This is a genomic window from Myxococcales bacterium, assembly GCA_016717005.1.
Taxonomy (GTDB): Bacteria; Myxococcota_A; Polyangia; order Haliangiales; family Haliangiaceae; genus UBA2376.
On record JADJUF010000039.1, the window covers coordinates 241,980 to 254,884 of the forward strand.

General features: G+C 74.3%; 14 protein-coding genes. 11 read left to right on the plus strand and 3 right to left on the minus strand.

The genetic code is table 11. The features are described 5' to 3' along the window. Positions 1–334 precede the first annotated feature (334 nt). The 7 genes from IPL61_32040 (at position 335) to IPL61_32070 (ending at position 8,304) form a co-directional block, all read left to right on the plus strand. Positions 335–1,003 (plus strand): ABC transporter ATP-binding protein, encoded by a 669-nt coding sequence (locus IPL61_32040; GenBank protein MBK9035829.1) that lies wholly within the window; start codon positions 335–337, stop codon positions 1,001–1,003. Continuing rightward, positions 1,000–2,205, plus strand: coding sequence for an HlyD family efflux transporter periplasmic adaptor subunit (locus IPL61_32045; protein ID MBK9035830.1), 1,206 nt, complete (start codon positions 1,000–1,002; stop codon positions 2,203–2,205). Before IPL61_32040 ends, IPL61_32045 begins: the two co-directional genes overlap by 4 nt. Continuing rightward, on the plus strand, positions 2,202–3,395 hold the full coding sequence (locus tag IPL61_32050) for an HlyD family efflux transporter periplasmic adaptor subunit (GenBank protein MBK9035831.1): 1,194 nt from the start codon (positions 2,202–2,204) through the stop codon (positions 3,393–3,395). The genes IPL61_32045 and IPL61_32050 overlap by 4 nt, the downstream gene beginning before the upstream one ends. After that, on the plus strand, positions 3,392–4,678 hold the full coding sequence (locus IPL61_32055; protein MBK9035832.1) for an HlyD family efflux transporter periplasmic adaptor subunit: 1,287 nt from the start codon (positions 3,392–3,394) through the stop codon (positions 4,676–4,678). The genes IPL61_32050 and IPL61_32055 overlap by 4 nt, the downstream gene beginning before the upstream one ends. Next, the gene (locus IPL61_32060) at positions 4,675–5,913 is read left to right on the plus strand and encodes an ABC transporter permease (protein MBK9035833.1); all 1,239 of its coding nucleotides are present in this window, start codon (positions 4,675–4,677) and stop codon (positions 5,911–5,913) included. Before IPL61_32055 ends, IPL61_32060 begins: the two co-directional genes overlap by 4 nt. 84 nt (positions 5,914–5,997) lie before the next feature. After that, positions 5,998–7,587, plus strand: coding sequence for a TolC family protein (locus IPL61_32065; protein MBK9035834.1), 1,590 nt, complete (start codon positions 5,998–6,000; stop codon positions 7,585–7,587). A gap of 51 nt (positions 7,588–7,638) precedes the next feature. Further along, complete coding sequence (locus IPL61_32070) at positions 7,639–8,304, plus strand: glutathione S-transferase N-terminal domain-containing protein (protein ID MBK9035835.1); 666 nt, start codon at positions 7,639–7,641, stop codon at positions 8,302–8,304. A gap of 89 nt (positions 8,305–8,393) precedes the next feature. Here the strand turns inward: IPL61_32070 and IPL61_32075 are convergent, their stop codons facing one another. Both IPL61_32075 and IPL61_32080 read right to left on the minus strand, forming a co-directional pair. After that, entirely contained in the window at positions 8,394–9,794 is a 1,401-nt protein-coding gene (locus tag IPL61_32075; protein ID MBK9035836.1) for a hypothetical protein, read from the minus strand. A gap of 29 nt (positions 9,795–9,823) precedes the next feature. Then, complete coding sequence (locus tag IPL61_32080; GenBank protein ID MBK9035837.1) at positions 9,824–10,261, minus strand: hypothetical protein; 438 nt, start codon at positions 10,259–10,261, stop codon at positions 9,824–9,826. 148 nt (positions 10,262–10,409) lie between these two features. Between IPL61_32080 and IPL61_32085 the strand changes: the two genes are divergently transcribed. The 4 genes from IPL61_32085 to IPL61_32100 all read left to right on the plus strand — a co-directional run bounded on the left by IPL61_32085 (position 10,410) and on the right by IPL61_32100 (position 12,246). Then, complete coding sequence (locus IPL61_32085; protein MBK9035838.1) at positions 10,410–11,234, plus strand: endonuclease/exonuclease/phosphatase family protein; 825 nt, start codon at positions 10,410–10,412, stop codon at positions 11,232–11,234. 73 nt (positions 11,235–11,307) lie between these two features. Further along, positions 11,308–11,511: a hypothetical protein gene (locus tag IPL61_32090; GenBank protein MBK9035839.1), complete on the plus strand. Its 204-nt coding sequence runs from the start codon at positions 11,308–11,310 to the stop codon at positions 11,509–11,511. After that, positions 11,495–11,713: a hypothetical protein gene (locus IPL61_32095; protein MBK9035840.1), complete on the plus strand. Its 219-nt coding sequence runs from the start codon at positions 11,495–11,497 to the stop codon at positions 11,711–11,713. The genes IPL61_32090 and IPL61_32095 overlap by 17 nt, the downstream gene beginning before the upstream one ends. Before the next feature lie 101 nt (positions 11,714–11,814). Then, a complete protein-coding gene (locus IPL61_32100) occupies positions 11,815–12,246 on the plus strand; it encodes an MgtC/SapB family protein (GenBank protein ID MBK9035841.1) in 432 nt (143 codons plus the stop codon). 92 nt (positions 12,247–12,338) lie between these two features. Here the strand turns inward: IPL61_32100 and IPL61_32105 are convergent, their stop codons facing one another. Next, positions 12,339–12,818: an FxsA family protein gene (locus IPL61_32105; GenBank protein MBK9035842.1), complete on the minus strand. Its 480-nt coding sequence runs from the start codon at positions 12,816–12,818 to the stop codon at positions 12,339–12,341. Positions 12,819–12,905: the final 87 nt, after the last annotated feature.

Here is a 12,905-nt window from a genome sequence, read left to right on the forward strand (position 1 = left end):
TACCCCGGAACGCGCGGCCCGGCGCCGCCCCGAGGCGCTCCGCGGGCCCCCACCGTATCCTGCGTCACGGACGGCGCAACCGCTGGTCGTACGCGGTGTCGGATGGCGACACGTCGACCTCAGGTCTGCCACAATGGCACCGTCGCCTGGGCGCCAGCGCCGCGCACGGGCCCAGCGCGGCCCCAGCGCTGGCACGAACGCTGCTTGAGGCGAAATCGACCGTGCGGTGTGCAGTGAACGGGATCAACGGGAATGTGGACTGGATGAGCATGCTTGGAGATGAGACGTGCCGGGACCGCTGATCGAGCTGCGCGACATCACCCGCTACTACCAGATGGGGGATGAGCGCATCGCCGCCCTGGCCGGGGTCGGCTTCGAGATCGCGCGCGGCGAGATGGTCGCGATCATCGGGACGTCGGGCTCGGGCAAGAGCACGCTGCTGAACATCCTCGGCTGCCTCGACACCCCGACCAGCGGCCACTACCGGCTCGACGGCACCGACGTGCAGGACCTGTCCGACGACGATCGCGCCCGCGCCCGCAACCGGCAGATCGGCTTCGTGTTCCAGAGCTTCCAGCTCCTGCCGCGCTCGACCGCGGTCAAGAACGTGGCGCTGCCGCTGGTCTACCGCGGCGTGCCGGCCCGCGAGCGCCTGGCCCGGGCCGCGGCGGCGCTGGCCAAGGTCGGCCTGGCCGAGCGCACCCGCCACCGCCCCAACCAGATGTCGGGCGGCCAGCGCCAGCGCACGGCGATCGCGCGGGCGCTGGTGACCGATCCGTCGCTGCTCCTGTGCGACGAGCCCACCGGCAACCTCGACTCGGCGACCAGCGAGGACATCATGGCGCTGTTCCACCGGCTCCACGGCGAGGGCAACACCATCTTGATCGTCACCCACGAGCCCGCGATCGCGGCCCGGTGCCAGCGCGCGATCCGGCTCGCCGACGGGCGCATCGTCGCCGACGGCCCTGGCAAGGACGTGGCCTACGCGGCGGTGCCGGCGTGATCGCGACGCGGGCGCTGGTGGCGGCGGCGCTGACGGTCGCGGCCGGCGCGTGCGATCGCGCGCGGGCCAGCGGCGACGGCGACGGCGCCGGGCCCCGACGCGGCCGGGTCACCGCCGGGGACCTGGCGCCGCGGGTGGTCTTGACCGGCGAGCTGCGCGCGACCACCGCGATCGAGCTGACCACGCCGCGCACCGACACCTGGCAGCTCTCGATCCGGTGGATGGCCGAGGACGGCGAGCTGGTCAAGGCCGGCGAGCGCGTGCTCGAGTTCGACAACTCGGCGTTCACCAGCCAGCTCGAGCAGAAGAAGCTGCTGGTGCGCCAGGCCGAGATGGACCTGCGCAGCAACCGTGATCTGACCGCGGTGTCCCTGGCCGACAAGGAGGCCGAGGTCCGCGAGCGATCGGTGGCGCTGGCCAAGGCCCAGGTGCTCGCGGCGGTCCCGGCCGAGCTGTTGGCCGGGCGCACCGCCCAGGAGCGACAGCTCGAGCTCCGTCGCGCCGAGGCCGCGGTCGCCGCCGCCGAGCTCGATCTGGCCGCGGCCAGGAAGGCCGCCGGCCTCGACCTGCGGGTCAAGCAGATCGAGCTCGCCAAGGCCCAGCGCGGGATCGACGACGCCACCCAGGCGATGGGCGAGCTGGTGCTGATGGCCCCGCGCGACGGCGTGATCGTCGTCGCCGAGCACCCGTGGGAGGGCCGCAAGCTGCACACCGGCGACACCACCCAGCCCGGGTGGCAGGTGATCACGCTGCCAGATCTCGCGGGCGGGCTCGAGGTCAAGGCCGAGCTGTCCGACGTCGACGACGGCAAGATCGACGTCGGCGTGGTCGGCAGCTGCGTGCTCGACGCGTTCCCCGACGCGGCCCTGCCGTGCACCGTCCGGTCGATCACGCCGGTGGCGCGCAGCAAGAGCCGGACGTCGTTGCGCAAGACGTTCGACGTCACGCTGGCGCTGACGCCGCGGGCCGGGCAGGAGACCCGGCCCGGCATGTCGGTCAAGGTCGAGCTGCGGCCGCCGCCGATCACCGGCGCCACGCTGGTGCCGCGCGGCGCGGTCCGGGTGACCGCGGCCGGCGCCGTCGCCCGGCTGCCCGGCGGCGCGACCCGCGCGATCGAGCTGGGGGCGTGCGACGCCCAGGCGTGCGTGGTGACCCGCGGCCTCGCCGTCGACGAGGCGGTCGAGCTGGGCGGTGCGCCGTGAGCCGCCGGTGCCTGCTCGCCGCGCTGGCGCTGATCGCGGCCTGCGGCGGCGCGCCGTCGGGCGACGAGCTGGTCGTGATCGCGCGCGCCGACCTGGTCCTGACCGTCGAGGTCACCGGCGAGCTCGAGGCCGTCGACTCGACCGACGTGATGCCCCCGCCCTTGCCCGAGGTGTGGGAGTTCAAGATCGCGCAGCTCGCCGACGAGGGCGACGAGGTCGCGGCCGGCGCGCCGGTGGTGGCGTTCGACGCCTCGAACCTCGAGCAGGAGCTCGACTCGCTGCGCAACGAGGCCGACGCCGCGTCGAAGAAGCTGGCCAAGCGCCGCATCGACGCGGCGCTCGCGCGCAAGGACGAGGCGCTGCGGCTCGAGGAGGCCGAGGCCAACCTGCGCAAGGCCGCGCTCAAGGCCGGCGCGATCGCCGATCAGACCGCGGCGGTCGAGCTCAAGCTGCTCGCCGCCGACCACCAGCTGGCCGAGATGGCGCTCGAGCGCGCCAAGAACCACGCCGCCGCCACGACGCGGGCCGACGCGGCCGAGCTCGCCAGCCTGACCGAGCAGCTCGCCTACGCGACCGGCCGCCTGGCCGGGGTCGAGGGCAACATCGCGCGCATGGCGATCACCGCGCCGCGCGCCGGCACCGTCGTCTACCCGACCACGTGGCGCGGCGAGAAGAGCAAGGTCGGCGACAGCGTCTGGCGCATGCAGGCGGTGCTCAAGATCGTCAGCCTCGACCGCATGATCGGGCGCGGGCTCGTCGACGAGGTCGACCTGGCCCGGGTCGCCGAGGGCCAGGCGGTCAGCCTGCGGCTCGACGCCCTGCCCGACGTCCAGCTCCACGGCCAGGTCGAGAAGATCGCCAAGAACGTCGGCGCGCGGTCGCAGAACGATCCGAGCAAGGTCGCCCAGGTCAAGCTGCAGCTCACCGACACCGACGGTCAGCCGCTGCGCCCGGGCATGCGCTTCCGGGGCGAGATCGAGACCGCGCGCGTCGCCGACGTCGTCGTCATCCCGGTCGCGGCGGTGTTCGTGACCGCGGCCGGGCCGGTCGCGTACCGGGTCCGCGGCGACGACGTCACCGCGGTGCCGCTGACCCTGGGCCGCCGCAACGCCACGACGATCGAGGTCGTGGCCGGGCTCGCGATCGGCGACCGCGTGTCGCGGATCGATCCCGCCCGGAGCGCGCCATGAAGAAGGTCCTGCTGACGCTGGTGGTCGTGGCGCTCGTCGGCGCGGGCGGCTGGGCCGGCTGGCGCCGGGTCACGCGCACCGCGGCGCCGGCCGAGGTCCCGACCGTGGTGGTCACGAGCGAGCGGTTCGTCCGCAAGGTCACGACCGAGGGCGCGCTGCGCGCGGTCAAGGCCACGCCGCTGTCGGTCCCGCAGAGCGGCGGCGGCGGCGGCCCGATGAAGCTGGCGTGGCTCGCCGAGGACGGCTCGCTGGTCAAGGCCGGCGAGGTCGTGATCCGGTTCGATCAGAGCGAGCCGGCCCGGGCCCTGCGCGACGGCCAGGCCGACCTCGCGGTCGCCGACGCCCGCCTGACCCAGGAGCAGATCAAGTCGCGGGCCGCGGTCGCCGGCCGCGACGCCACCGCGGCCCTGGCCGGGCAGGAGCTCGACCGCACCCGGGCGTTCCAGCAGAAGGATCAGGACGTGTTCTCGCACAACCAGATCGTCGAGTCGGAGATCGACGAGAAGCTGGCCGGCGCGCGCCAGGCCCACGCCGAGCAGGTCAAGCAGATCGAGCGGTCGCTGTCGCGGTCGAAGGCCGGCGTCATCGGGGTCGAGCGCGCCAAGGCCGAGCTGACGATCACCCACGCCAAGGCCGCGCTCGAGCGGATGGAGGTGCGCGCCCCCCACGACGGCATCCTGGTGCTGCGCCGCGGCTGGCGCGGGACCGTGCCGCGGGTCGGCGACCAGCTGTGGCCCGGCCAGGGCGTGGCCGAGATCCCGCTGCTCGACGACATGGAGGCCGAGGTGTTCGTGCTCGAGGTCGACGCCAGCGGGCTCAAGGAGGGCCAGCCGGCCGAGGTCACGATCGAGGCCCGGCCCGGCCGGGTCTTCGCCGGCAAGATCCGCCTGGTCGACAAGCTGGCCAAGCCGCGCCTGGCCAGCTCGCCGGTCCAGTACTTCGCGGTCGTCATCGAGCTCGACACGACCGAGCGCGCGGTCATGAAGCCGGGCCAGCGCGTGCAGTCGACGCTGACCCTGGCCGACGAGGACGCGCTGGTGGTGCCGCGCCAGGCGGTGATCAGCAAGGGCGAGCAGAACCTGGTCTACCGCAAGGGCCCGCGCGGGTTCGAGCCGGTGCCGGTCGTGCTCGGCGCCGCCACCGCCGGCCGGGTCGTCGTCAAGGACGGCCTGGCCGCCGGCGACCGGATCGCGCTGCGCGATCCCACGGTCACGACCGACGCGGCCCTGGCCGGCTCGGGCTCGGGCTCGGCCGGCGCCGCCGCGGGCGAGGGCGCGCCGTGAGGCGGCTGCTCGACGCGCTCGGGGTCGCGCTCGACAACCTCGCCGATCACAAGCTGCGCACGCTCCTGACCACGCTCGGCATGATGTTCGGCGTCGGCGCGGTGATCGCGATGCTGTCGATCGGCGCCGGCGCCGAGCGCCAGGCCCTGGCGCTGATCGATCGCCTCGGCACCCGCAACGTGGTCGTGCGCGCCAAGTCGTACAAGCCCGACGAGCTCGAGGAGATCCGCAAGAAGTCGATCGGCCTGTCGCAGCGCGACGTCGAGGCGATCGAGGAGGCGGTGCCCGGGGTCGACTTCGCCGCGGCCCGGCTCGAGATCGAGCCCTACAAGATCCTGTCGGGCAGCGGCAAGACCAAGGCCCGGGTCTACGGCGTCGGCCACCGCCACCGCGAGGTCACGCCGTTCGCGCTGTCCGAGGGCCGGTTCTTCGACGCCGCCGACGAGACCCACCACGCCCAGGTCGCGGTGATCGGCGCCGCGGTCCGCCGCGAGCTGTTCGGCGCCGACCCGGCGCTGGGCCGCGATCTGAAGATCAACGACGTCTGGGTCGAGGTCGTCGGCGTGCTCGCGCCCGAGCCGACCGCCGCCACCTCGGTCCAGGGCATCGCGGTCAGCTCGACCGAGCGCGAGATCTACCTGCCGCTGACGACCGCGCTGCGCAAGCTCGATCGCGATCCGCTCAAGTCGCCGCTGACCGAGATCGTGGTCCGGCTGACGCCGCGCGCGCCCGCCCGCGAGACCGGCGCGGTGGTCGGCACGCTGCTCGATCGCCTGCACGGCGGCGTCGGCGACTACGAGATCGTGGTGCCCGAGGCGCTGCTCCAGCACAGCGAGCAGACCCAGCGGCTGTTCAGCCTGGTGATGGGCCTCATCGCCGGCATCTCGCTGCTGGTCGGCGGCATCGGGATCATGAACATCATGCTGGCGTCGGTGCTCGAGCAGACCCGCGAGATCGGCGTGCGGCGCGCGGTCGGCGCCCGCCGCGCCGACATCCGCTTCCAGTTCCTGGTCACCGCGTTCGCGCTGGCGATGCTGGGCGGCCTCCTCGGCGTCGCGATCGGCGTCGGCATCGCGCGCGCGGTCGCGGCCTACGCCAGCTGGCCGACGGTCGTGACCACGTGGTCGATCGCGCTGTCGCTGGGCGTGTCGATCGCCGTCGGCGTCGCGTCGGGCCTGTACCCGGCGGTGCGCGCCGCCCGCCTCGACCCCATCGCCGCGCTGCACAGCGAATGACCCGCGCTGCCCAGCCATGCCCCGCGCTGCCCAGCGACCGCCCCGCGTCGCCGCGCCGTCCCTCTCGCCCCGGAGCCGCTCGTGATGCCTCTCGTCCCCCGCGCCCACCTCCTGGCCGCCGCGCTCGCCGCGGCCGTCGCCGTCCCGTCGGCCGGGGCCCAGCCGGCGACGACCGCGCCCGCGCCCTACCAGCCGCCCGAGTTCGTCACGACCGCCCCGACGCTGCCGGCCGGCGTCGACCCGGCGTCGGCGTGGCAGCTCGAGCTGATCGACGCGATCCAGGTCGCGGTCCGCAACAACCTCGACGTCGTGCTCGAGCGCGAGGCCGTGGCCATCGCCGCCCGCGGGATCGACGTCGCGCTGGGCGATCGTGAGCCGGTGCTCGGCGTCAGCTACCGCCACGGCGACGTCCGGTCGCCGTCGTCGAGCATCCTCGAGGGCTCGCCCGACACGATCAACACCTCGGTCGCCGACACGCTCGCGCTCACCTACCAGCAGCGGTTCGCCACCGGCCTCACGCTCAGCGCCGACTTCGACCTGGCGCGCGATCGCTCGAGCTCGACCGCCGCGGTCGCCGACCTCAACGTGCGCTCGACCGCGAACCTGCGGGTGTCGCAGCCGCTCCTGCGCGGGTTCTCGCTCGACCTGGTCATCCCGAGGCTGTCGATCCTGCGCGCCAAGCTCGCGTCGGATCGCGAGCGCCGCCAGCTCGAGGTCGTCGTCGCCGACGTCGTGCTGCGGACCGAGACCGCGTACTGGGACGTGGTCGCGGCGCTGTACCGCCACGACCTGAGCGTGCGCTCGGCCGGCCGCGCCGAGGACCAGCTCGCGCTGACCCAGCGCCAGATCGACGCCGGCGTGCTGCCGCCGTCGGACCTGATCAGCGCCGAGGGCACGCTGGCCCAGCGCCAGCTCCAGCAGGTGCAGGCCGAGCAGGCGGTCGACGCGGCCTGGGATCGGCTGCGCGCGGTCATGAACCTCCCGCGCGCCGACTGGGGCCGCGCGATCGTGCCGGTCGAGCGCCCGGCGTTCGCGCCCAGCCCGCTCACCGCCGAGGACGAGCTGGCGGTGGCGCTGGCCAACCGGCCCGAGCCGGCCCAGCTCGACGTCGACGTGCAGGACGCCGGGCTCGGGGTCCGCCAGGCCCAAAACGATCGCCTGCCGAAGATCGACCTCGGCCTGACCGGCACGCTCATCGGCCAGGCGCCGTCGGCCGGCGCCAGCCTCAGCGATCTCGGCGGCGCCGACGCCCGCGGGTGGACCGTCATGCTCGACCTCACCTGGACGCCGCTCGGCCGCCGCAGCGGCGCCGCCGTCGAGATCCAGCGCCACCAGCGGCAGATCGTCGCGACCCGGCGCGAGGCGGCGCTGCAGCGCATCTGGATCGAGGTGCGCGACGCGGTGCGGATCCAGGCCAGCGCGGCCCGACAGGTCGCCGCCGCCGCGCGGTTCCGCGAGCTGGCCGAGGACGGCCTCGAGCTCGAGCAGCGGAAGTTCCTGAACGGCTCGTCGTCGAACTTCCTGATCGCGCAGCGGCAAGAGGAGCTGGCCATCGCCCAGGTCGCCGAGCTGACCGCGCTGCTCGACCACCAGAAGGCCACCGCCACCCGCCTCCACGCCACCGGCGTGCTCCTGAGCGAGCGCGGCATCACCCTGGCCGCGGCGCCGCGCTGAGCGCGCGGCGCGGTCACGGCGACCGGGCGCCGCCTGGGGTACGGTCGCGCCATGATCACGCTGCACACCGCGCCCACCCCCAACGGGCACAAGGCCTCGATCGCGCTCGAGGAGCTGGGCCTGCCGTACCAGGTCCGCGCGGTGTCGCTGGCCGCGGGCGAGCAGAAGCAGCCCGAGTTCCTGGCGCTGAACCCCAACGGGCGCATCCCGGTGATCGTCGATCACAGCGCCGACGACTTCGTCGTGTTCGAGTCGGGCGCGATCCTGATCTACCTGGCCGAGCAGACCGGCCGGTTGATGCCGACCGACGCCAAGGGCCGCTCGACGGTGCTGCAGTGGCTGATGTTCCAGATGGGCGGGGTCGGGCCGATGATGGGCCAGGCCAACGTGTTCTTCCGGTACTTCCCCGAGAAGCTGCCGGCGGCGATCGAGCGCTACCAGAAGGAGAGCCGGCGGCTGTTCGAGGTGCTCGATCGTCGGCTGGGCGAGGTCGAGTGGCTGGCCGGCGATTACTCGATCGCCGACATCGCGACCTGGCCGTGGGTGCGGACCCACCCGTGGTCGGGCGTCACCGTCGACGGGCTGCCCCACCTGCAGCGCTGGATGGCGGCGATGGCCGAGCGCCCGGCGTGCCAGCGCGGCGTCCTGGTGCCGACCGCCCAGCGCCCCACCGCCGACGACGTCGCCAAGGTCGGCGCGTCGATCATCGTCAAGTGAGCCGCGCGGCCCGCGGTTGGCTCGCGCCCACGGTCATCGGCCCCCGCGGTCACGCGGCGGTGTAGCGCTCCCGGCCGCAGGCGACGCGCTCACTCGGCGCCGTCGGTCGTGTAGGTGATCTTGCAGCCGAAGAACGCGTTGGCGCCGGTGGTGTTGGCGGTCCACGCGTAGCTCACGTTCAGGAAGTAGCCCGCCGCGGTGTTGTTGAAGGCCAGCGCCAGCGCGACCGACTTGGTCTGGGTGGTCGTGCTGGCGCCGGTGGTGCCGAGCACCACGTTGTTCAGGTTGTTGATGACCTCGGCCCCGCCGTACTGCCAGGTCGTCAGGTAGGCGCGGGTGCCGGCCTGTAGATCGGCCGACGGCTCGTTGTCCATCACGTAGCAGCTCAGGTCGGTCATCGTCGCGCCGTTGGGCAGGTTCACCGGCGCGTGCAGGCGCTGCGACGCGCCGCTCAGCAGCCGGCCCTTGAGCTGCTGGGCCGACCACGGCGACAGATCGGGCGAGGGCGTGAACGCGGAGCCGGCGACGAAGTACGTGTGGGTCCGCGGCGTGGCGTAGCGGAACTCGGCGGCGCGGACGGTGCCGCTGACGTCGAGCGGGTAGCCCGGCGCGGTGGTGCCGACGCCGACGCGGTTGGCGCCGTAGTCCAGGTGCAGCGTGCCGCCGTCGAAGGTCTGGTTGCCGCCGGCCGCGTCCTTGCGCGCGACGACGGTGCCGTCGATCGCGACCGGGACGGTGCCGCTGGTGCCGCTGCCGGTGAGGCCGGTGCCCGCGGTCACCCCGGTGATGCCGCCGCTGCCGCCGACGTCGTCGACCTCGCACGTCACGGTCCCATCGACGGCGATCGCCCGGATGGCCTGGCCGGCCGGGCAGCTGGCGTTGATCCGGCGCTGCACGTAGCTCGGGTCGACCGCCAGGGTCACGGCGCCGGTGATGTCGCCGCCCGTCAGGCCAGCGCCGGCGGTCACCGCGGTGATGTCACCGGTGCCGACGTCGTCGACCTCGCACGTCACGGTGCCGTCGGCGCCGATCGCCCGGATCGCCTGGTTGGCGGGGCACGTGCCCGCGACCCGGAGCTGCACGTCGTCGGGCGCCAGCACCCCGAGGCGGTCGGCCGAGTCGGCGACGCCGGCGTGGACCGCGTACGGGACCGACGCGATCGGCAGGCGCGGCGACAGCGTCTCGCCCCCGACCACCAGCTCGAGGTAGCGCGGCCCGCCGTCGAACACGGTCTGGTCGAGGGGGTTGCTCGCGGACCCCAGCACCGCGAACACCAGGCCCTGGTCGGCGGTCAGGTTCAGGGTCTGGGACCACCGCGACGAGCCGCCGACCGCGGTGCTGTAGAAGGTGAACGTCACGTCGACGGCGCCGTCGACGGGGCCGGCGGCGGTGCGCAGCCGGCCGGCGAAGGTGGTGGACTCGGGGACGGCGTGGGCGGTGCCGGCCGCGAGCATGAGCGCGAGCGCGATGAGCGGGGTCTTCAACGTCATGGTCGATGCTCCGTGGGTTCGTTGCGACGTCACGGCTCGATCGCCGTGTTGCCTTCGAGGGTGACGGTGGCGCCGCGCGCCGGTCGCTGATCGACCGGGTGCCCGAGCTCGACCTCGAACGTGTAGGTCGCGCTGGTCATGCGGCCGGCGCCGGTGACGAGCGCACGGCTCGCCGTCGGCGGGGGCTGCGGCGTCGCGTCGGGCGCGGCGTCGACGCCGGCGTCGATCTCCTGCGGCGCGTCGATGGGCGGCGGGCCGCCGTCGGTGGCGTCGGGGTGGACGATGCCGCACGCGCCGGCGGCGCCGAGCAGGAGCAGGCTGGCAAGCCCTGGCAGAGCACGGCGCAGCAAGGACGCCGCGGCGGTGCGGCGCGCAGGTGGAGTTCGCTTCATGCGCACCGGTAAGTGCACGCCGCGTACCGCGCTGGATCCGCGCGCAGCGCCGACGAGCGCGCCCGCGCGGCGCACCGTCGCGCACGATCGGCGCAACCTTGTGCCGGCGGTGCACGACCCGGAGCCAAACCCGGAACCGGAGCCGGAACCGGAGCCGGAGCCGGAACGGAACCTGGTGGCGCGAGGCTCGGCGACCGCGGCGCCGAGGTGGTACCAGTCCAGGGTGACGACGCACCGCCGCCATGACGATCGAGCCGCGCCTCGGGCTCCCGCTGCCACCGCCGCCGCGGCGACCGAGCTGGCGCTGGTCACGTGGAACCTCCTGCACCGGATCCACGCCGAGAACTGGGGCGAGGACGTGCCGGGGATCCGTGGCGACGAGGACGCGCGCGTCGCGGCGATCACCGGGCGCCTGGCGGCCTGGCTCGCTGGTGGCGGCGACGCCTTCTTGCTGCAGGAGGTCTCCGGCGATCAGCTCGCCGACCTGCGCGCGGCGCTGGCGCCGGGCGCGAGCGTCTTCGCGATGCGCTACCCCCGGGTGCCGGCGCCGCGGGCCGGGACCACCCACCGCGCGACCCTGCGCGACCCCGGCGAGCACCTGGTCATCGTGTGTCGCGCCGGGCTGGCCGCGCGCCCGCGCGCCGCCGCCGCCTTCGACGACGATCCGGGCAAGGGCTACCTCGCCGTCGAGCTCGAGGACACCGGCGCGCTGCTGATGTCGACCCACGTCACGTACGGCAGCCGCCTCGGTGGGCAGCTCGCGCGGGTGGCGGCGGCGGTTGGCGCGGGCCCCGGCGCGGTGATCATCGGCGGCGACTTCAACGCCGACCGAGCCGCGGTCGGCGCCGCGCTCGGCCTCGCGCACGCGTTCGCGCTGCCCGCCGAGCCCGCGCTGCCGACGCGACCGCGGACCGACCCCGCGGGCAAGTCGACGACGATCGACCACGTGATCGCGGTGCGCGCGCGGCCCCTGGCGGCGGCCGTCGTCGACGCCGGCGGCCTGTCCGACCACAACCCGGTCACCGCGCGGGTCGCGCTCGCGGGCTGATCGCTCGGTCCCCGATCGACAGGCGACGAGCCCCGGCACGTCGAGCTGATCGAGTCACGACATGGTCCCCGGGGTGCTGCGCTCGATCCGCGTGCTCGATGTGCAGCGGACGCTCGCGCGCTGGAACGCGATCTGGAGCGTGCGCCCGGAGGCGTGGGTGCGACGACCTTCCCAGCCTTCACTGGCCGACGCGACCGGCCTCGGCGAGGGAGGACATCGTGCAGGTGCGCACGCCCCGCGGGCCTGGACGCTTGCTGACGATGACCTTCATTCGTAACTCGAACGACATCCAGCTCGTCAACATCATCCCCGACGAGCGGCGCTATGAAGAGGAGCTCCGCGTGGCGGAGCGGCAGGCGTCCACGGCCGCCTTCCTCGAGAGCTGCGCGAGCTCGCTCCTCGTGGCCTCTCCGGGCGCGGTCGTCGAAGTGCGCTCGCGCGTGGCGCCGGCGCGCTCGCGAGCGTGGACGATCCGGTGAGCGCGTCGGGCGAGTCGAGCGCCTGGCCGCGACGGATGGTCGCCCGGGGTCCGCCCGGCCCGGAGACCTGCCACGCCGCCGGATCGTGCTACGTGACGCCCGTGACGCTCGAACTGACCACCGGCCTTGAAGTCGACTTCCTGGTCCGCCTCGGCGTGGCGCTCCTCTGCGGCTTCGCGATCGGCGTCGAGCGCGAGGCCCGCGGCAAGCCCGCCGGCATCAGCACCAACTCGTTCGTCATCGGCGGCGCCGCGATGTTCACCTTCATCTCGCTGGCGATCGATCCCGCCAGCCCGGCGCGGATCGCCGCCCAGGTGGTCAGCGGGGTCGGCTTCCTCGGCGCCGGCATGATCCTCAAGCAGGACGAGGGCGGCAAGATCACCAACCTGACCACCGCGGCGAGCGTCTGGTTCTCCGCCGCGATCGGCATGGCGATCGGCTTCGGCTGGCTGCTGATCGCGCTCGGCGCGACGGTCTACGCCATCGTCGTGCCGCGCATCCCGCACATCTCCAAGAAGGACCAGGATCGCTGAGCCGACCTGCGCGCCGGAGCACCGGTCGCCGGGCTGCTCGGGCGCCGGCCGGGCGTGCCGCCCGTGTGCCCGCGGCGCGCGCCAGGCGTCGCTCAGTTGAGCGCGTCGGGCAAGGTCGGGCGCGGCGGCGGCTCGACCCGGACCTCGACACCGTCGACGTCGATCGCGCCGTCGGGCCCGACGCCGCCGAACCCGCCGCCGGTGACCACGCCGTTGGCCTCAAGGCCGGTGCGGACCCGCGCGATCAGGCGATCGCGGACCAGCGCGCGGACCGGCGGCAGCAAGAGCGCGAGGGCCACGGCGTCGGACGCGAACCCGGGCGTGATCAGCAGGACCCAGGCGACGGCCGCGAGCGCGCCGTCGACGATCGCCGGCGTCGGCGACGAGCCCGCGCCGAGCGCGGCGGTCACGTCCCTGACGATCATCACGCCCCGGCCGGTCAGCACCACCACGCCCAGCCCGACCGCGCCGACCAGCGCCGCCAGCGTCCACCAGCCGATCAGGTCGGCGGCGATCACCACGCTGGCGATCTCGGCCGCGATCGCCGCGAAGAACAGGACCACGTAGCGCACGCTGATCCCTTAGCACGGGCGCGCGGCCACGTCGGCCACCCGCCACGGTCAGCACGGGCGCGCGACCGCGTCGGCCACCCGCCACCG